Origin of the sequence: Asticcacaulis sp. (genome assembly GCF_051954415.1) — a bacterium.
Lineage (GTDB): Bacteria > Pseudomonadota > Alphaproteobacteria > Caulobacterales > Caulobacteraceae > Asticcacaulis.
In genome coordinates, this window is the sequence record NZ_JBQCHT010000028.1 from 28,453 (window position 1) to 47,751 (window position 19,299).

At 59.7% G+C, this 19,299-nt stretch carries 18 protein-coding genes; 14 read left to right on the top strand and 4 right to left on the bottom strand.

Going from position 1 to position 19,299, the window contains the following annotated elements; translation table 11 throughout:
- Nucleotides 1-264: 264 nt before the first annotated feature.
- Nucleotides 265-1,143 (bottom strand): flagellar motor stator protein MotA, encoded by an 879-nt coding sequence (gene motA / locus ACTHND_RS09920; protein WP_440177785.1) that lies wholly within the window; start codon nt 1,141-1,143, stop codon nt 265-267.
- 103 nt (nt 1,144-1,246) lie between these two features.
- Nucleotides 1,247-2,578 (bottom strand): lytic murein transglycosylase, encoded by a 1,332-nt coding sequence (locus ACTHND_RS09925; protein ID WP_440177786.1) that lies wholly within the window; start codon nt 2,576-2,578, stop codon nt 1,247-1,249.
- 252 nt (nt 2,579-2,830) lie between these two features.
- On the opposite strand from ACTHND_RS09925, the gene ykgO reads away from it, so the two are divergent.
- From ykgO to ACTHND_RS09955, 6 genes are all read left to right on the top strand, one after another.
- Nucleotides 2,831-2,956: a type B 50S ribosomal protein L36 gene (gene ykgO / locus ACTHND_RS09930; protein WP_090644072.1), complete on the top strand. Its 126-nt coding sequence runs from the start codon at nt 2,831-2,833 to the stop codon at nt 2,954-2,956.
- Nucleotides 2,957-3,134: 178 nt separating this feature from the next.
- The gene (locus ACTHND_RS09935) at nt 3,135-3,413 is read left to right on the top strand and encodes a DUF2312 domain-containing protein (RefSeq protein ID WP_440177787.1); all 279 of its coding nucleotides are present in this window, start codon (nt 3,135-3,137) and stop codon (nt 3,411-3,413) included.
- 129 nt (nt 3,414-3,542) lie between these two features.
- Nucleotides 3,543-3,938, top strand: coding sequence for a hypothetical protein (locus ACTHND_RS09940; RefSeq protein ID WP_440177788.1), 396 nt, complete (start codon nt 3,543-3,545; stop codon nt 3,936-3,938).
- A complete protein-coding gene (locus tag ACTHND_RS09945) occupies nt 3,935-4,948 on the top strand; it encodes a hypothetical protein (RefSeq protein WP_440177789.1) in 1,014 nt (337 codons plus the stop codon). Before ACTHND_RS09940 ends, ACTHND_RS09945 begins: the two co-directional genes overlap by 4 nt.
- 143 nt (nt 4,949-5,091) lie before the next feature.
- Entirely contained in the window at nt 5,092-6,453 is a 1,362-nt protein-coding gene (locus ACTHND_RS09950; protein WP_440177790.1) for an MFS transporter, read from the top strand.
- The gene (locus ACTHND_RS09955; RefSeq protein WP_440177791.1) at nt 6,450-8,786 is read left to right on the top strand and encodes a GH36-type glycosyl hydrolase domain-containing protein; all 2,337 of its coding nucleotides are present in this window, start codon (nt 6,450-6,452) and stop codon (nt 8,784-8,786) included. Before ACTHND_RS09950 ends, ACTHND_RS09955 begins: the two co-directional genes overlap by 4 nt.
- Here the strand turns inward: ACTHND_RS09955 and ACTHND_RS09960 are convergent.
- A complete protein-coding gene (locus tag ACTHND_RS09960) occupies nt 8,783-9,895 on the bottom strand; it encodes a lactonase family protein (RefSeq protein WP_440177792.1) in 1,113 nt (370 codons plus the stop codon). The genes ACTHND_RS09955 and ACTHND_RS09960 overlap by 4 nt on opposite strands.
- Before the next feature lie 175 nt (nt 9,896-10,070).
- Between ACTHND_RS09960 and ACTHND_RS09965 the strand changes: the two genes are divergently transcribed.
- A complete protein-coding gene (locus ACTHND_RS09965) occupies nt 10,071-11,462 on the top strand; it encodes an MFS transporter (protein ID WP_440177793.1) in 1,392 nt (463 codons plus the stop codon).
- On the opposite strand, the gene ACTHND_RS09970 is transcribed toward ACTHND_RS09965, so the two are convergent.
- Nucleotides 11,446-12,897: a sigma-54-dependent transcriptional regulator gene (locus tag ACTHND_RS09970; RefSeq protein ID WP_440177794.1), complete on the bottom strand. Its 1,452-nt coding sequence runs from the start codon at nt 12,895-12,897 to the stop codon at nt 11,446-11,448. The genes ACTHND_RS09965 and ACTHND_RS09970 overlap by 17 nt on opposite strands.
- Nucleotides 12,898-13,111: 214 nt before the next feature.
- Here ACTHND_RS09970 and ACTHND_RS09975 point away from each other — a divergent pair, with 214 nt between their 5' ends.
- From ACTHND_RS09975 to ACTHND_RS10005, 7 genes are all read left to right on the top strand, one after another.
- Complete coding sequence (locus ACTHND_RS09975; RefSeq protein WP_440177795.1) at nt 13,112-14,908, top strand: M3 family oligoendopeptidase; 1,797 nt, start codon at nt 13,112-13,114, stop codon at nt 14,906-14,908.
- A gap of 102 nt (nt 14,909-15,010) precedes the next feature.
- Nucleotides 15,011-15,256 carry an aa3-type cytochrome c oxidase subunit IV gene (locus ACTHND_RS09980; RefSeq protein ID WP_440177796.1) on the top strand — a complete coding sequence of 82 codons (246 nt, stop codon included), beginning with the start codon at nt 15,011-15,013 and terminating at the stop codon, nt 15,254-15,256.
- 14 nt (nt 15,257-15,270) lie between these two features.
- Entirely contained in the window at nt 15,271-15,834 is a 564-nt protein-coding gene (locus tag ACTHND_RS09985; RefSeq protein ID WP_440177797.1) for a DUF5655 domain-containing protein, read from the top strand.
- Between the two features lie 157 nt (nt 15,835-15,991).
- Nucleotides 15,992-17,128 carry a Re/Si-specific NAD(P)(+) transhydrogenase subunit alpha gene (locus tag ACTHND_RS09990; protein WP_440177798.1) on the top strand — a complete coding sequence of 379 codons (1,137 nt, stop codon included), beginning with the start codon at nt 15,992-15,994 and terminating at the stop codon, nt 17,126-17,128.
- Nucleotides 17,128-17,514 (top strand): nuclear transport factor 2 family protein, encoded by a 387-nt coding sequence (locus tag ACTHND_RS09995; protein ID WP_440177799.1) that lies wholly within the window; start codon nt 17,128-17,130, stop codon nt 17,512-17,514. The genes ACTHND_RS09990 and ACTHND_RS09995 overlap by 1 nt, the downstream gene beginning before the upstream one ends.
- Entirely contained in the window at nt 17,501-17,827 is a 327-nt protein-coding gene (locus tag ACTHND_RS10000) for a proton-translocating transhydrogenase family protein (RefSeq protein ID WP_440177800.1), read from the top strand. The genes ACTHND_RS09995 and ACTHND_RS10000 overlap by 14 nt, the downstream gene beginning before the upstream one ends.
- On the top strand, nt 17,828-19,246 hold the full coding sequence (locus tag ACTHND_RS10005) for an NAD(P)(+) transhydrogenase (Re/Si-specific) subunit beta (protein WP_440177801.1): 1,419 nt from the start codon (nt 17,828-17,830) through the stop codon (nt 19,244-19,246).
- Nucleotides 19,247-19,299: the final 53 nt, after the last annotated feature.

Here is a 19,299-nt window from a genome sequence, read left to right on the forward strand (position 1 = left end):
TAAAATAGAGCGCCAGGAACTGATACCCAGGCCCGAGCCTTTTCATACCTATTTTGACCGAGTCCCGCAAGAGTTTATTTCACAAAACTGTGATCGCCTGCGTAACTAAATGCATCTTTTTCATCGAAAAGGAGGTATTTTCGGCGAAAAACGATCACGTTAATCAGTATTAACGGAGAAACTGGCCAAAAAACGTGATCGTAAACCGGCGAATCGTGCCGCCCTGACAATATCCGCATTGCTTGTTGATGAAACTGCCCCCCGTTATGCCGCCGCCCCTTCGGCCGGGATATTATTGAGCGCCTCTTCCATTTCCAGGAAACTGGGTTGCAACTGCGAAGGAATGCTGCCGCGGCCGATTTCCACCGATATCTGCGCCGCATTACCATGCAGGTGCGCTACTAGAACCGACTGGATAATCTTGTAGAATGACGCGTCCTCTTCGATCACGCCGCTCATGCGGGCGGCGAAAGGCCCGACCAGACCATAGGAAAGCAGGATGCCCAGAAAGGTGCCGACCAGCGCGCCGCCGATCATGGAGCCAAGGATTTCCGGCGGCTCGGTGATCGATCCCATGGTCTTGACGACCCCCAGAACGGCCGCGACGATACCCAGCGCCGGCAGGGCGTCGGACAGGGACTGCATGGCGTGGGCCGGATGCAGGGCTTCATGGTGGTGCTTTTCAAGCTGCTTTTCCATGGCGTCCTCGACCTGGTGCGGGTCTTCGAGGTTCATTGTCATCATGCGCAGCGTATCGCAGATGAAATCCGTAGCGAAATGATCCTTAACGATCTTGGGAAAGCGGTTGAAAATGGTCGAATCGTGCGGCTTTTCGATATGGCTTTCCAGCGCGATGACGCCTTTCGACTTCATGGTCTTGGTCAGCAGGAACAGCAGGGACAACAGGTCGCGGTAATCGCTGGCCTTCCATTTCGTGCCGCCGAACACCTTTCCCATGCCGCCGCCCATGCCCTTGAGGGTAGTCACGCTGTTGGAGATCAGGGTGGCGCCGATAGCGGCGCCGCCAATGGCCATCAGTTCGTGCGGCAGGGCGTGGAGAATCGGCGCCATATTGCCGCCGGAAATGATGTAGCTGCCGAACACCATGGCGAACAGGCAGACAATACCGATAATCTGAAACATTTAGAGGAACACCCAGCGACTCGTTTATGAGCTTGACTATGGTGACCAATTCTTAAAGGGGCGTTAGCCATTAACCGCGTCTTTTAACTTTTCGCTCGCCCGGTTACCGGGTTTCAGCCACGCCACCGGTCATGACGACGAACTGATTGGCCAGGTCGAAGCTGAGATAGCCGTCCGCCGTCAGGTGATTGGCCCTTTGCCACTCACGGATGGCGCTGCGGGTGCCGACGCCGATGACGCCATCGATCACGCCCGGATCGAAGCCGGCGGCCTTGAGCGCTTCCTGTGATTTGAGACGCTGGTTGAGGCTGAGCGGCTGTTCGACCGGCCACGGCGTGACCGGTCCCGGCTTGCCGGCAATGCCGTCAGCCAGGAAACCAACCGCCAGGGCATAGGCGGTGGAATTATTGTATTTGCGGATGACATAATGGTTGGGCAGCGCCAGGTAGGCCGGCCCCTTCGCGCCCGAAGGCAGCAGGATCGTAGACGGCTCCGACACTTCGGCCGGCTTCCAATAACCACCATCGGCGCGTTTGACCCCCAGCGCCGCCCATTCAGTCGGTGTCTTTTTGGCCGTTTCGGCCAGATAATAGTCAAAGCCGACCGGCAGCATGACCTCGACCGCCCATTCCTCGTCCGGCTTCCAGCCGGCCTTTGCCAGCAGGTTGGCCGATGAGGCCAGCGCGTCAGAATCCGAGCCCCAGATATCGACCTTGCCATCATGATCACCGTCAACGCCCAGGGTCAGATAGTTGTCGGGCAGGAACTGGGTCTGCCCCATCGCGCCGGCCCAGGAGCCTTTCAGGGTGTCACGGCTGATGCCGGAATCGCGCAGGATCTTCAGGCAGGCGATCAGTTCGCTTTCCGCCCAGTCACGGCGGCGTCCATTATAGGCCAGCGTCGCCAGAGCTGAGACCACGTCTATATTGCCCTGCACTCGGCCGAGATCGCTTTCCATGGTCCAGATGCCGCCCAGCACTTCCGCCGGCACGCCGGAACTGCGCACGATTTCCGGCACATTGGGATTGGCATCCAGCCGCGCGCGGGCGGCGGCAAAACGCGACGCGGTCACGGTCTGCCGGATATAGGAACTGGCCGGCTTGGAAAACTCCGGCTGCTGGGAATCGGACGAGGTGACACTGGCCTGGGGCGTGACGTTGCTCAGAACCTGCGCCGTGAAAATCGGGTCGAAGCCCTGTCCGGCCGCTTTTGCGATGAAGCTCTGCTTCCAGTCATCGAAGGTCGCATTGGCAGGCAGAGGCGCTGTCGGGGCAGGCACAGGTGCGGGCGTGGCTGCCTCACTGGCGGAGGCAGACGATGAGGCACTGGAGGCTGTCGGCGCCGGCGGCGTAGTAACGGGCGTCGGCTCGGGCTGCGGCGTGGCCGTGCTGCACGCGGTCAGAATGGCGAACAGGCTGATGTAACGTAACCGCATAGCATTTCCTCAACTACTTGAATGGCCAGCTAACCTCATTGCGTTCGGCTTTCCAAGCCCTTAAAAACCTCACTTTGTTGTCAGAATGATGTGAGGGACCGGAAATTACCCGATTTCAGCAAATCACCGTTGACAATTCCGGACCTCTCCCCTAGATACCCGCCCTCTAACGAAGTTGGCCAAGCGCGCGACCCGGTTGTGCTGCCCTGTTCCCGCTTCTTCGCAGCCATTTTTAAGATCAGGTGAAAACCAATGAAAGTCCGCAGCTCGCTCAAGTCGCTCAAGGGTCGTCACCGCGATTGCAAGATCGTGCGCCGCAAGGGCATCGTCTATGTCATCAACAAGACCGATCCGCGCTTTAAGGCCAAGCAAGGCTAATTAAGCTTCTGCGCCGATGTATACGAATAACGCTTAAGGCGCAGGCTTTAAGCGTTTTTTCGTGTCTGATGTCCTGGCTTTAATCCACAGGTCATCGGGACTTATCCTCAAGGCGACCGTTGAGAAGCTGATTCGCAACCGCTATGGTTAAGCGAACCGCTTTTACAGGATATCCGCCATGGCCGACGACGCCCTCCTCTCCTTCTCCGCCGACGACGTCATTTCCGGCGCCGCCCAGACCCGCCTGCGTACAATCATCGAGCGCATCGAACGCCTTGAAGAAGACAAGGCCGGCATCATGGGCGACATCAAGGAAGTCTATGACGAAGCCAAGGGTGAAGGCTTCGATGTCAAGATCCTGCGCAAGGTCGTTTCCCTGCGCAAGAAGGACAAGGTCAAGCGCGATGAGGAAGAAACCATCCTCGACCTGTACCTGACCGCGATCGGCGACCGCTAACCGCCTCACGTCAGAAAGTGGTCACCACTTTTTGGATAAACGTGAGGCGCAAACAATGCCTTGACGATACTCAAAGCCGTCCGCATGTTCACCGCATGGGGACGGCTTTTTCATGCGCGGCGAGACAGGATGGCATTTAAGACGCCCGCCAAAGGCATGACGCGATCGAAAGGGCTGCAAACGAAAAAGCCCTTGCAGGCCAAGGCGCCACTGGCGGCCAAGTCGCTCTCACCGGCAGACCAGATCAAGGCCCAAAAGAAGGCCATGCAGGCGTCCACAATCCGCGCTCTGGAAAAGGCGCGCCGGATCGCCGCCGAGCAGGGCGTCGAATTGTCCGCATGGGAGACCGACTTTATCGAAGGCGTCACCGAGCGGGTCAAGACCTATGGCCGGGCCTTCGCCGATCCTGACAAGGGCGCCATGAATGGCACATTGTCCCTGCGCCAGGGTGTGAAACTCAGGGAAATCCGCAAAAAAGCCCAAAAGGGCAAACAGGCTGCCCCGGAAGAGGATGAAGACGAATGACGCCCAACCGCCGCCACCTGCTTTCCGGTTTGACCGCCGCCGCCCTGCTGCCTTTCCGGGCACTGGCGCAGGCCCGCCCGCGCAAGGAGGTGCTGGTCTTCTATTATGGCTGGTACGGCACGAAGGCCCGTTCGGGACAGGATATTCACTGGCTCAATCCCGACACGGCGCATGAACGCATTGCCGATGCGCCCAACTATCCGGTCGGCGGTCCCTATGACAGCCTCGATCCGGACGTGATTGCCCGCCAGATGGCGCAGATCAAGGCGGCCGGTATCACCGGCCTGATCGTTTCCTGGTGGGGCCAGACCGATCGCACCAACGAACAGTTGCGACGGGTGCTCGATGCCGCCGGCGCGCAGGGGCTGAGAGCCACCGCCTATATCGAGCAGGTCGCCAGTGCCGAAGGCGTGGCAGAGGATACGCTTTATCTCTATCGCACCTATGGCCGCCATCCCGCCTGGCTGAGGCTCGACGGTAAGCCAGTCATCATGTATTTCGACCGCCTGATGCAGGATATCGGCCTCGAAGGCTGGCAGAAGGCGCGCACCCTGATCGAACAACAGGCGCCCGGTGCCATCAGCTACATCGCCACGGCCAATACGCTGAAGGAAATCAAGGCCCGCAAAGGCGCTTTCGATGGCCTGCATATCTATTCGCAGCAGTTTGAAGGCGCCGAGACGCGGCTTCTGCCGTCCCTGTGGCGCTCGAAATACTACAACGACTGGGTCAGGGCGCAGAAAGGCGCGAAAGTCACCACCGCAACCATCCTGCCCGGCTTCGATGACCGACTACAACTCGACCGCAAGGGCAAGCGCCCGGTGATCAAGCGTGAGGATGGCAAACCCTTCCGCGACCTGTGGAACGCCGCCATCGCCGCAAAGCCTGACTGGATACTGATCGTGTCGTTCAACGAATGGCACGAGGCCAGCCAGATCGAGCCTTCCACGGCCTTCGGTATGCGCGAACTGGAGACCTGCCGGCAGATGAACGCCAAATTCTTGCGATGATTCCAAATCGTCCGATTTGGCAAGGGCACATGCCCGTCGGCGTCGTTGCGCCGAGCCTCGCGGCGGTTGAGCGCATTTTAAAGGTGACAAGCTAGCGCCCCCCTGCTTAATTCGACCCAACAAAATTATAACAGTTGGGAACGATGACACAGGATGCGAAGACCGCCGCCGCGCCGGGCTGGCCGGAGAAGATCAGTTATGGCTCAGGTGATTTCGGCTTCAATCTCTACTGGACCACCATCAGCGCCTTTCTGCTGATCTTCTATACCGACAGCTTCGGCCTCAGCGCCGCCGCCGCCGGCACCATGCTGCTCACCACCAAGCTGGTCGATGCCTTCGCCGATCCGATCATGGGTGCCGTGGCCGACCGGACGCGCACCAAATGGGGCCGTTTCCGCCCCTGGCTCCTGTGGGCCGCCGTACCGCTGGCCGCTTCCGGCGTCCTGACCTTCACCACGCCCGATCTCGATTCCACCGCCAAACTTGTCTATGCCTACGCCACCTTCGCCCTGATGATGGTCATCTATTCGGTGATCAATATCCCTTACGGCGCGTTGTCCGGCGTGCTGACCAACGCACCGCAGGCGCGCACCCAGCTCAACAGCTTCCGCTTTGTCGGCGGCTTTCTCGGCGGCACCTTCGTCACCTATATGACCCCCAAACTGGTCAAAGCGCTGGGTGGCGCCGATGAGGTGCTGGGCTGGCAACTGACCATGACAATCTACGGCATTATAGCCTGTGTCCTGTTCGTCACTCTGTTCCTGACAGCCCGCGAACGTGTCGAGCCAATAGCCGAGCAGAAGGTCAGCCCGTGGAAGGACATCGGCGACCTGCTGCAAAACCGGCCGTGGCTGATCATGTTCGTACTGGCCCTGGTGGTCATGGTGACGATCAGCACGCGCATGGGCGCCAGCGCATACTACATCAAATATTATGTTGGCCGCCCGGATCAGACGGGCCTGTTCCTGACCGTATATGGCGGGGCCCTGGCCGCCGGTTCGCTGATCACGCCCCTGCTGACGCGCTTAATCGACAAGCGCCGGCTGCTGATTATCCTGATGGTGCTGGTCGGCATTCTGTCCTCGGTCTTCGTCTTCATCCCCAAAGACCAGATCATGCTGATGTACGGTTTGCAAATTGCCATCGGTCTGTGTCTCGGCCCCAAATCGCCCCTCACCTTTTCGATGTACGCCGATTGCGCCGACTATAACGAATGGAAGACCGGCCGCCGCGCCACAGCCATGACTTTCGCCGCCGCCACCTTCTCGCAGAAACTCGGCGGCGCCCTGGCTTCCTTCGTCATCGCCAGCGTCCTGGCCAGCCTCGGCTATGTCGCCAACCAGGCGCAGAGCGGCGCCTCGCAGACCGGCATTGTCTGGCTGGTCAGCGTCGTGCCCGGCGCCATGGCCCTGCTCGCCGCCGTCATCATGTGTTTCTATAACCTGACCGATAAACGCCTGGCTGATATCCAGGCCGCCCTTGCCGAACGGAAAGCCCAAAAGTGAGCCTTATAGACTTCTCCGCCGACCGCTGCACGCTGACCAGCCCGACCGCCTTGCCGCTTGCCGCCGGCTTCCTGTGGAACCCGCACATGATGATCCACATGACGGCGCGCGGCTATGCCACGGCGCAGTTCATGCAGCCGGAACCAAGCAAGTACGCCCGCGCGCAAATCATGGAAGCCAAACATTTCATGCTGCCGGAACAGGGCACCTATGCGCACCATCCCGGCCGCTTTTTCTATGTGAAGGACCGCGAAACCGGCAGCCTGTTTTCCGCCCCCTACGAGCCTGTGCGCGCGCCGGTCGATGCCTTCGCTTTCGAAGTCACACCAACCGATATCCGCTGGACGATCGATCGTCCCGGTCTTCGCATCGAACTGACTCTCACCCTGCCGGTCAATGATGCCTGCGAGCTTTGGGAAGTGCGCCTGACCAACAGCGGCAAACGCGACCGCCAGGTCAGCTTTTATCCCGCCTTCCCGCTTGGCCTGATGAGCTGGATGAACCAGTCTGCGCGCTTTGATGCAACGCATGGCGGTATCGTCGCTGACAGCGTTACGCCCTACCAGAAGATCGAAGACTACTTTAAAAACAAGAACCTGAAGGACAAGGTTATCCTGCTGAGTGAACAGGCACCGCTGGCCTTCGAGACCCGTCAGGCTCGTTTTGAAGGCGAAGGCGGCTTGTATAAGCCCGACGCCATCATGGCTGCGCAGATGTCTGACGGCGTGGCGTTGTATGAAAATCCGATCGCGGCTATGCAGTTCGATCACGATCTGGCGAAAGACGAAAGCATCACCCACCGCTTCCTGTTTGCACCGGCTTTCGATGAGGCCGAGATCAGCCGCCTGAAATCGCTCTATCTCTCCGAAGCCGGATTTGCGAAAGCGCGCGAGACCTATGCCGCCTATATGGCCGCCGGCGCGAAGGCGATCAATATGGATACGCCCGATCCGCATCTGGATGCCTTCGTCAATACCTGGCTGCCGCGCCAGGTCTATTATCACGGCGACACAAATCGCCTAAGCACCGATCCGCAGACACGCAACTTCCTGCAGGACGCCATCGGCAGCGTGTACGTCAAGCCGGAAACCGCCCGCACTACCCTGTTGAAAGCCCTCTCCCAGCAGCACGCCAATGGCGCCATGCCAGACGGCATCCGCATGTATGAAGGGGCCGAACTGAAATATATCAATACCGTACCGCACACCGACCACAGCGTCTGGCTGGCCATGCTGATGGAAGCCTATCTCGACGAGACCGACGACTATGCCGTGCTCGATGAGATGGTCACCGACAAGGAGACTGGCGAGGCACGCATGGTCCGCGACCGTATTTCTGCCGCCAATCAATGGTTGATCGGAGCGGTTGACCATCGCGGCCTGAACTTCATCGATCAGGGCGACTGGAACGACCCGATGAACATGGTCGGCTGGAAGGGCAAGGGCGTGTCCGGCTGGTTGTCCCTGGCCACCGCCCATAGCTTGCGTTTATGGTCGCAGATCCTGGAGCGCGACGGCCGTGATGGCAGCGCCTTCGCCTGGGCCGCGAAAGCCTTTAATGAGGCCATGAACACGCACCTGTGGGACGGTGACTGGTACGGACGCGGCATCACAGATGACGATGTGAAATTCGGCGTCAAGGCCGATATCGAAGGCCGCATCTATCTCAATCCGCAGAGCTTCGCCCTGATGAGCGGTGCTGCCGATGCCGACAAGCAGACACGCATGGTGGGCGCCATCGCCGACCAGATGGAGACCCCCTATGGCGTCGAAATGATCGCACCGGCCTATACCCATATGCGTGAGGATGTCGGTCGCCTGACACAAAAATTTCCGGGCGTGGCGGAAAATGGCTCAGTTTATAACCACGCCGCCATCTTCTACATTTACTCGCTCTATCAGGTGAACGAGCCCGAAAAAGCGTTTGAATTATTGCGTAAAATGCTGACTGGACCGAACGAGGATGACTACCTGCGGCGCGGGCAGTTGCCGGTCTTCGTACCTAATTATTACCGCGGCGCGCATCGCCAGCATCCGGAAGCTTCCGGCCGTTCGTCGCACCTGTTCAATACCGGCACCGCCTCGTGGCTTTATCGCAGCGTTATCGAAGGTCTGCTCGGCCTGAAAGGCTGCCGCGAGGGCTTGCGCATCCGCCCGCAACTGCCGGCGACCTGGCCGTCGACACAAGTCACGCGGCACTTCCGCGGCGCGACCTTCGAGATCGAGATCACACGCGATAATCCCGGTCTTACAGTCGACGGACAAACGATTGCCGGAGACATAATTACCGATATCGTCGCCGGGAAAACCTATCATGTCCAGGTCGGCGTCTAAGCCGCCGCGCCGATAAAGACCGGGATCGAAACGTTGATCTTCTGATTTTTCGACGTCAATGTGCCATCGTCATTGACCGCGAACACGACAAGATCATTGCTTTTCTGGTGCGCCACCACCAGCCGCTTGTGCGCTTCATATAGTGCAAAGAAGCGCGGCCAGTTGCCGAGCGTCGGCGATATCTGGCGCAGGGTCAGGCGTCCATCCGAGGCGACATCAAAAACGGCAATGCTGTTGTGGCCGCGGTTTGAGACATAAAGCCGGTCAGCGGCGGCGTTCAGCGCGATATGGGCACAGAAGCTTTCGCCCGTATAACCCTCCGGCAGAGGACTGATTGTCTGGATGGCTTCAAAGCGACCGTTTGCCGCCTTTTTCAGGACAATGACCACGCTGCTCAACTCCGTCACCAGGAAGGCGTGGACGCCATCCGGATGAAAGGCCAGATGACGCGGGCCGGCGCCGCCTGGTGCGTGGTATGCCTCGAATGCCTCCCCCACATGGCCGCTGGCGGCATCGAAGCTGTAACCCAGTATCTGGTCGGTGCCGAGATCGACGCTGTAGATATGATCGCCGTGAAACTGAACCCAGTGCGCGTGCGGCCCTTCCTGACGATCCTTGTTCGGCCCAGTCCCTTTGTTCTGGCGGTTGACGGGCGGCTGTTCCAAACCGCCTTCCGCACCGATTTTGAAAATGACGACATTGCCTGATGAATAGTTGGCCACCGCCAGGTAGCCGTCCGTGGGATCGATCGCCGCATAACAGGGCGCGGCGCCCTGGCTGGAGACCTCATAGCTTTGCGTCCATGATTGATCATAAACGCCGATGCGACCATCATCCTTTTCATTCAGCAGGTAATAATGTTTCGAGGTGGGGCTGTAAGTCCCGAACGAGACGTTCTCAATCGCCTGCAGCGCGCTTCCCAGCGTCCAGCTATCGGTCGCGGCCTTATAGGTCAGCGGATAGATGCCTTTCGCGCTATCCGAGCTGTAGGTGCCGACAAACAGGTTCAAATCAAACGCCTCCGCATGGGCGAAGGCCGGCATGAACAGGGTCGCCGTCGTACCAGCCAGGAACAGCCGTCGATCCGGCGTAAAGGATGTGCGGGTCATGTCGTCCTCCTGAATTATGTATATGCACCCTAGTCGAGACTCTCCGCTTTACGCCAGCCCTTTTCGCGCCCCCACAACTCGCCTGATGCGCGAAAACACATTCCCGTCTTTCCACTTCATTAAGGGATAGAGGTAACAATGATCGCATTAGTATGCCCCAGGGCTTTGAGTATCCATGCCACCCATTTCCAGCGACAAGGCGGCCCTGCACGCCTACGAGCCGATACGAATCCGGGAGATCGCCAGCTACAGCCTGGGCGACGCGGGCTTCAACCTGTACTGGGCGCCACTGTCCGCCTTCCTGATGGTCTATCTGAACGATGTGGTGGGCCTGAGCCTTGTCAGCATCTCAACCCTGCTGATCACCATGCGCCTGGTCAGTGCGTTCGCCGATCCGGTATTCGGCGCCATCGCCGACCGCACCCGAACGGCTCATGGTCGCTATCGCCCCTGGTTCCTGTGGCTCTGCCTGCCGCTGGCGGCTTCCGCCATCATGTTCTTTTCCATCACCAATGCGCCCCCGGATGCGCGCCTGATTGGCGCCTATGTCGGCCTGATCCTGATGAACCTGATCTATACGGCCGCCAATACGGCCTATAACGCCCTCTCCGGTGTGATCACGCCCGATTCCGTCCAGCGCGAGCTGATCATGAGTTCGCGCTTCGGTGCCGCCTTCCTGAGCGCTGTCTTCATCACCTGGATCACGCCAAGGTTCATCGATTGGGCCGGCCGCGGCAATGCGGCACTGGGCTGGCAATTCGTCATGACCATATATGGCGTTATTGCCGTCGCCATCCTGGTCAACCTGTTCCTGCAAACCCAGGAACGCTTTGCCTCCAACGCGCCTCCTCATGCCAATCCGTTGCTTGATGTCGCCGAACTGTTCAGGAACCGTCCGTGGGTGATCCTGTTCGGGCTTGCCGGCGTGGTGATGGCCGCTTCCATGCTGCGCACGTCGATATCGCCCTATTTCATGAAAGCCTATGCCGGCCGGCCCGACCTGGTCGTCAGCTTCCTGATGACCTTTACCCTGGGCCTCGCGGCGGGTTCGGTCAGCGTGGCCTTCGTGACCCGCCTGATGTCACGCCCCGCATCGATTGCCCTTATGTTGGGCCTTATTGCCCTCTCGGGGCTGGGCCTATATCTCTGCGGACCGCACCAGATTCTCCTGATGTTTGCCCTGCAGGCGGTCAGTGGCGCCGCCTTTGGCTTCATCGGCACCCTGACCTTCGCCATGTATGCCGATACGGCTGATTTCAATGCCTGGAAAACCGGGCATCGCGCCACGGCCATGACCTATTCGATGATCATGTTCTCCAAAAAGGTCGGCGCGGCGGGCGCGGCCGCCTTTATTGGCTGGGCACTGGCGGGCTATGCCGCCAACCTGCCGGTGTCACCGCTGATCCTGGACAATATCCGCCTGCTCATGGGTCTGGCCCCCGCCATACTGGCTCTGGTCGGTATCGGCATTATCGCCCTGTATGACCTGACGCCGGAAAAGGTCGTCAAGCTTCAGGCGCAATTGCTGGGCGGGCTTGGCCGCTCAGAATCTAGCCAGCTTCCTTGACCAGGCCTTCGAGACCACAGTCACGCACCTTGCGATAAAGCGTCGAACGGCCAATACCCAGTCGACGGGCCACTTCCGACATATGGCCGGCATAGACCCCGATGGCGTGCTCGATCAGGTCGCGTTCAATATCTTCAAGCTTGCGCAGGTGACCGGCCTCATCAAGGATACGTACCGGTGCATCATGCAGCGCGTCCTGGTCATCGGGCATATGCGCGACCGTGGACAGTGTCATTGGCTCCATGACGGGCATGGGCACCACCTGGCCGCTGATCGCCGGGAAGTCGAATGCCTGCAAATGCGGGCTGTCGGCCAGAACAATGGCGCGATAGACCGTGTTTTCAAGCTGACGGACATTACCCGGCCAGTCATAGGCGCACAGAAGCTGCATGGCCTCCGCCGATACGCCGCTGATGCGCTTGCCTTCTTCCACGTTAAAGCGGCGGATGAAGTGATCGATCAGTGCCGGAATATCGTCACGACGTTCACGTAAAGAGGGCGCTTCGATCGGGAAGACATTGAGACGATAGAACAAATCCTCGCGGAAGGCGCCGGCCTTGACCTGGTCTGCCAGGTTGCGGTTGGTCGCCGAAATGATGCGGTCATCAACCTTGACCGGCCGCTTGGAACCAACCGGATCGATCTCGCCTTCCTGCAGGGCGCGCAGCAGCTTGACCTGCATGTCGAGCGGCAGTTCGCCAACTTCATCGAGGAACAGGGTGCCGCCATTGGCTTCCTGGAACTTGCCGAGATGCTTGTCCGAAGCGCCCGTGAACGAGCCCTTTTCGTGGCCGAACAGGATCGATTCAACCAGGTTTTCTGGCAGGGCGCCGCAGTTGACCGCAACGAAAGGCTTGCCAGCACGCTCACTTGAGCCCTGGATGGCGCGGGCGATCAGCTCCTTGCCGACGCCGCTTTCGCCCAGGATCAGCACCGGAATGGACGATTTGGCGGCGCGTTCGCCCAGGCGGCGCACCAGCGCCATGGGGCCAGACGTACCGATCAGGTCATCGAAGGAAATGCGGTTGGCGGTGTGCTTTTTCAGGCGCGCCACCTCGGCGACCATGTCTCCCATCTGCAGGGCGTTGCGGACACTGACCAGGATGCGTTCCGGCGAGGCCGGCTTGATGAAGAAGTCCTGCGCCCCGGCCTGCATGGCCTTGACCACGGTATCGATGCCGCCGGAAGCGGTCAGCACCACCACGGGTGTGCGGATGCCCGCGGCGCGGATTTCCTTGAGGGTATCGATGCCGGACTGGCCAGGCATGACCAGATCGAGAATAACCGCGTCAATGCCCGAATTCTGCGACAGGCGCTCATAGGCTTGCGCACCGTTTTCCGCATGTAGCACCGAGAAGCCTTCGCGCTCCAGGACCGCCTGTATCAGGCGGCGCTGCGTCGGATCATCGTCACAGATCAGGATCGTTTTCGCCATATCAATATCCACCATCGTTCTGATTGGGCTGTGCCGGCATGTGCGGACACGGCTTATTTTGGGACAAAACTACGCCTCCCAGGTGAAAATCAGGTGTAGACCTATAGTTAATGTCCCGTTTTCGCACCGCCCGGTTCTCGTCCTTGCGGTGTGATCCGTAGAATTTGCACGAGCCCTCTCGATTTTTGGCAGCTTTATCGCTATGTCCCATCCCATGAACACATATGCTCCCCTCACCGCCGATACCCTCCCGATCTGGGACCTGTCCGACCTGTATTCAGGGCCGGAAGACCCGAAAATCGCTGAAGATTTCGCGCGTGGGGAGAAAAGCGTCAAAGAACTGGCGAAGCTTCAGGGGCAGTTCGTTTCGGCGCGTGCCAATCCGGAACGCCTGGGTTTGCTGATCGATCAGGCGGCCAGCCTGTATGAAAAAGCAATGGACGATATGGGCGGCGCCCTGGCCTTTGCCACCCTGGCGTCAACCATTGACCGCGAGAATACCCGCATCTCGAAAATGCAGTCCGATCTCGGCACCCAGGCCGCGATGATTTCGGCTGACAGTCTGTTCCTGTCGCTGGAACTGAACCAGCTCGAAGACTGGGAAATCGAGAACGCGCTAAAAGCGACACCCAAGGCTCAGAAGTGGCGGCCCTGGCTGCGTCGTATCCGTGCCAGCCGCCCGCACGAACTGACACCGGACCTTGAACGCCTGATGCTGGAGCGGATGCCGGCGGTTGGCCAATGGACGCGCCTGTTCGATGAGACCCTGACCCGCCTGCGCGCCAAGGTCGGCAAAGAGTCGCTGACGCTCAACGAAGCCCTCACCCGCCTGTCGGCGCCGCAAGCCCCTGTGCGCAAGGCCGCGGCGCAAGGCTTAAGCGTAGCGCTGAAAGAAAACGCGCCTGTGCTGGCCCTGGCGCTCAATACCCTAGCCTTTGAAAAGCAAGTGGAAGACCGCTGGCGCAAGTACGAAGACCCGGCCGCTTCACGCCACCTGGCCAACGAGGTCGACAAGGACGCGGTCGATGCCATGGCCGAAGCCGTGAGCGACTCCTATGTCAACCTGTCGCATCGCTATTACAGGATCAAGGCGAAGGTGCTCGGCAAGAAGCAGCTCGACTACTGGGACCGTAACGCCCCCCTGACCCAGGACGTGCAGAAGCTTTACACCTGGGCTGAAGCGAAAAAGATCGTGCTCGACAGCTTCGCCCAGATGGGTCCGGAATTCGCCGAACGCGCCGAGCGCTTCTTCGATCAACCGTGGATCGACGCTGCCCCCCGCCCCGGAAAATCTTCCGGCGCCTATGCTCATCCGGTCACCGCCAACCGCCACCCTTACGTCATGCTGAACTTCACCGGCGACCGCCGCGAAGTGCTGACACTCGCACATGAACTGGGCCACGCCGTCCACCAGACCCTGTGCCAGCCGCTGGGCTCCATACTGGCAGATACCCCGCTCACCCTGGCTGAGACGGCCTCCATCTTCGCCGAGGGGCTGGTGTTCGAGCATCTCGTCGCCTCAGCCTCTCTGGAGGAAAAGAAGGCGCTCCTGGCCGGCAAGATCGAGGATGGCCTGAACTCGGTCATCCGCCAGATCGCCTTCCATCGCTTTGAGGAAAAGTTCCACGCCGCCCGTCTCGAAGGCGAGGTCGCGCTCGACCAGATCAACGCCCTGTGGCTGGAGGTCATGGGCGAATCCCTGGGGCCGGCGATCAGGCTGAATGACGGCTATGAGGTCTACTGGGCCTATGTCAGCCACTTCGTCCATTCGCCCTTCTATGTCTATGCCTATGCCTTCGGCGACCTGCTGGTCTCGGCCCTGATGGAAAAACGGCGCGAGAATCCCGCCGCCTTCACGCCGCTTTACCGTGAACTGCTGGCCGGCGGCGGCACGAAAACCTATGTCGAGGCCCTGGCGCCTTTTGGCATGAACCCGCGCGACAAGGCGTTCTGGAAAATGGGCTGCGCCCGTCTGGAAGGCTTGATCGAGGCTTTCGAAGCGCTGGTTTAAGCGTCATTTCGCCCCATTGACCAAACGGGCGGGCTTTTGTAAGACCGATACAGGAAACACTGTTTGCAGGGACACATCACCTGCCCGTTAAAGGATATGAGCATGGCCGACCATCACGACGATTCTGATTACGTACACGGCCACATGGATGTCCATCAGCAACAACATTCCTACGAACTGTTCGCCAGCCTGACCAAGTGGGTCAGCCTGCTTCTCGCCGTCGTGCTGGTTTTCCTCGTCATCCTCACCTGTACCCAGATGGGCTGGCTGACCGCTATCATCGCCGCCATCGTTGTGGCTGTTCTTGGCTGGTTCATGCTGAAAAAGAAACCTGACGCGGCCCACTAGGGTGCGAGGGTGTCATGATCAACCTGACACCCAAGCAGGAAGCCTGGTTTGCAGCGCTAAGCGCCAGTCTTGAACGTGACACCGGCAAGACGCTGGCGGCCTGGATCGGTATTGTCCGCGACGAATGCCCGGAAACCACCCGGCAAGGCCGCGCTGGCTGGCTAAAAACCTACCATGGTCTGAGCCAGACCCGCATCCATCAGATTCTAAACGAATTTCTGCCGCCTGATTCTGGCTGGACAAATCCGGATGCCCTGCGTGCCGCCCTGTGGAAGACGCCGGCTTCCCTTGCCCTGCTGACCGCCTTCGAATCATTGATCGCACATTTGCCGGATGTCATACCGACGCAGCGAAAGGGCTACAGCGCCTTCAGCCGCGATTACCAATTCGCCGCCCTGAAGCCCGTAAAAGGCGGGGTTCGCATCGGCCTGGCCGTGCCGGTGGAAAGCGATGCGCGCCTGATGCCGGCCCGCCGGGAAAAGTGGTCTGAACGCTTACAATCCAGCCTGATCATAATCTCGACTGCTGCCATCTCTCAGCTAAAGCCACTTGTGGATCGCGCATACAAGAATTCATGACACCGGTGGCAATTTAGTGTAGATAACGATTAGAGCGATCATAAATCGCGCAACAAGGCTTTGACTCGCAGTCGGTTTGACCATTACAAACAGAGTAACGCAGTTACGACTCCGGGTCGCAACGACATAAGTACGCAGCCGTTCAGAGGGAAACACAGTGGGCCTAACCCTTGCCGTCACCACGGAACAAACCGCCGGGGAAACCCGCGTCGCCGCCACGCCGGACACAGTGAAAAAGTGGACCGCTGCCGGCCTAACCGTCAATATCCAGTCGGGTGCGGGGCTTGGCGCATCGATCACCGATGACGCTTTTACCTCGGCCGGCGCCACAATCGTAAAATCCGCCAAGGACGCCCTCAAGGATGCCGATATCGTGCTCAAGGTACGCGGCCCCGCCAAGGATGAGATCGCCGCTCTGAAAAATGGCGCCATCGTCATCGCCACGCTCGATCCCTACCGCGAAAAGGATACGCTGAGCGCCCTGGCGGCCAAAGGCGCTTCGGCCTACGCCATGGAATTCGTGCCACGCATCACCCGTGCGCAGGTGATGGACGCGTTGTCGTCCCAGGCTAATCTCGCCGGCTATCGTGCCGTTATCGAGGCCGCCAATGCCTATGGCAAGGCGTTCCCGATGATGATGACCGCCGCCGGCACGGTCGCGCCCGCCAAGGCCTTCATCATGGGGGTCGGGGTTGCCGGTTTGCAGGCCATCGCCACCGCTCGCCGTCTGGGCGCGGTGGTCACCGCCACCGATGTCCGCCCGGCCACCAAGGAACAGGTGGAATCACTCGGCGCCAAGTTCCTGGCCGTCGAGGACGAGGAATTCAAGAACGCCCAGACCGCCGGCGGTTACGCCAAGGAGATGTCGGCGGAATATAAGGCCAAGCAGGCAGCCCTGACCGCCTCGCACATCGCCAAGCAGGATATCGTCATCACCACGGCGCTGATTCCCGGCCGGCAGGCGCCGATACTCGTCACCAAGGAGATGGTCGCCTCGATGAAGCCCGGTTCGGTGCTGATCGATCTTGCCGCACCGCAGGGCGGCAATGTCGAGGGCTGCGTCGCCGACAAGGTGGTGGATGTCAATGGCGTCAAAATCATCGGCTTCTCCAATATTGTGGCTGCCATCGCCGCCGATGCCTCGGCGCTTTATGCCAAGAACCTGCAAGCCTTTGTCGGCCTGCTGATCGACAAGGACGGTACGCTGGCTCCCGATTCGGAAGATGAAATCCTCAAGGCCGCCCTGGTCACTTCCGGCGGCGCCATCGTCCACCCCAATCTGAAGGGCGCCTGATGGCCATAGATTATGAACAGCAGGCCGCTGACTGGTATGAGGCGTGGAATTCGCGCGATGCGCAGAATATCTGCGATCTCTACGCCGATGATCTGGTCTTCACCTCACCTTTCATTCGCAAGCTTGGCCTGTCCGAAGATGGCGCCCTGACCGACATTCAGGCGTTTTACGCCTATGTTTCCAATATGTTGCCGCGTATACCGAACCTGAAATTTGAACCGGTCGCCAATTGCATAGGCGTAAGCGGACATACCCTCGTCTATCGCAACCAGTCGAGCCATATCGTGACAGAGACGTTTGAATATAACGACCAGGGGCTGATCCGCCTGGCAAATGCGGCGTTCTCGACCGCCCCGATCAAGAGGAAAAACTATGGAAGCCGTTGATCCTACCATCTTCCGCCTGGCCATCTTCGTGCTGGCCATTTTCGTCGGCTACTATGTCGTATGGAGCGTGACACCCGCCCTGCATACACCGCTGATGGCGGTCACTAATGCTATTTCCTCGGTCATCATCGTCGGCGCCCTTATCGCCGCCGCCGCCCATGCCGATGGTGCTGGGATAGGCGTCTGGGTGTCGAAAGGCGCCGGTGGCATCGCCTCCGCCCTGGCGGCGGTCAATATATTCGGCGGCTTCATGGTCACGCGCCGGATGCTGGCCATGTACAAGAAAAAAGAAAAGAAAGTGGAGGGCAAGTAAATGGATTTCGCCAATATATCGGCCCTTTCCTATCTCGTTTCGGGCGTCCTGTTCATCCTCGCCCTGCGCGGCCTGTCATCGCCGGAAACCAGCCGCAAGGGCAATCTCTACGGCATGATCGGCATGGCCATCGCCATCGGCGTCACCCTGCTGTCGCTGCTGGGCAAGGGCGACCTGGATCCGGTCACCATCGTCATCATCCTGTGCGGCATCGCCGTCGGCGGCATTGTCGGTATGACTATCGCGCAGAAGGTCTCCATGACCTCCATGCCGCAGCTCGTGGCGGCCTTCCACTCGCTGGTCGGCATGGCCGCCTGCATGGTCGCCATCGGTGCCCTCTATGCCCCGCAAGCCTTCGGCATCGATGACGGCGCCGGCGGCATCAAAACGCAATCATTGATCGAACTGTCGCTCGGCGTGGCCATTGGTGCCGTCACCTTCACCGGCTCGGTCATCGCGTTTGCCAAGCTCAACGGCAATATGTCCGGCGCCCCGATCATCCTGCCTGCGCGCCACCTGATCAATATTGCTTTGGGCGTCGCGGTCGTGGTGCTGATCGCCACCCTGATCGTCACCCACGGCCTGGCCACCTGGGCCTTCTGGGGCATCTTCCTGTTGGCCCTGGTGCTGGGCATCACCCTGATTATCCCGATTGGCGGCGCCGACATGCCGGTCGTCGTTTCCATGCTCAACTCCTATTCGGGCTGGGCAGCGGCGGCACTGGGCTTTACTCTGGAAAACATCGCCCTGATCATCACTGGCGCGCTCGTCGGCTCCTCCGGCGCCATCCTCAGCTACATCATGTGCAAGGGCATGAACCGTAACTTCTTCAGCGTCATCATGGGCGGCTTCGGTGGGGATACCGCAGTGGCCGCTGGCGGCGCGGTCGAAACCCGCCCGGTCAAGCAGGGCTCGGCGGACGATGCCGCCTTCATCATGAAGAACGCCTCCAAGGTCATCATCGTGCCGGGCTACGGCATGGCGGTGGCCCAGGCTCAGCACGCCCTGCGTGAAATGGCCGACAAGCTGAAGGAAGAAGGCGTGGAAGTGAAATATGCCATCCACCCAGTCGCCGGACGTATGCCCGGCCACATGAATGTCCTTCTGGCCGAAGCCAATGTGCCCTATGACGAGGTGTTCGAACTGGAAGACATCAACAGCGAGTTTGCGACCGCTGATGTGGCCTTCGTCATCGGCGCCAATGACGTCACCAATCCGGCCGCCAAGACTGATCCGACCTCGGCCATCTTCGGGATGCCGATTCTGGAAGTGGAGAAGGCGCGCACGATCCTCTTCATCAAGCGCGGCATGTCGGCGGGCTATGCCGGCGTCGAGAACGAACTGTTCTTCAAGGACAATACCATGATGCTCTTCGGTGACGCCAAGAAGATGGTCGAAGGGATAGTGAAGGGGCTTTAAGGTAAGCCCTCTCGCCCCTAAATTATCAGCGCCTCTTCGTCAGCCGACGGAGA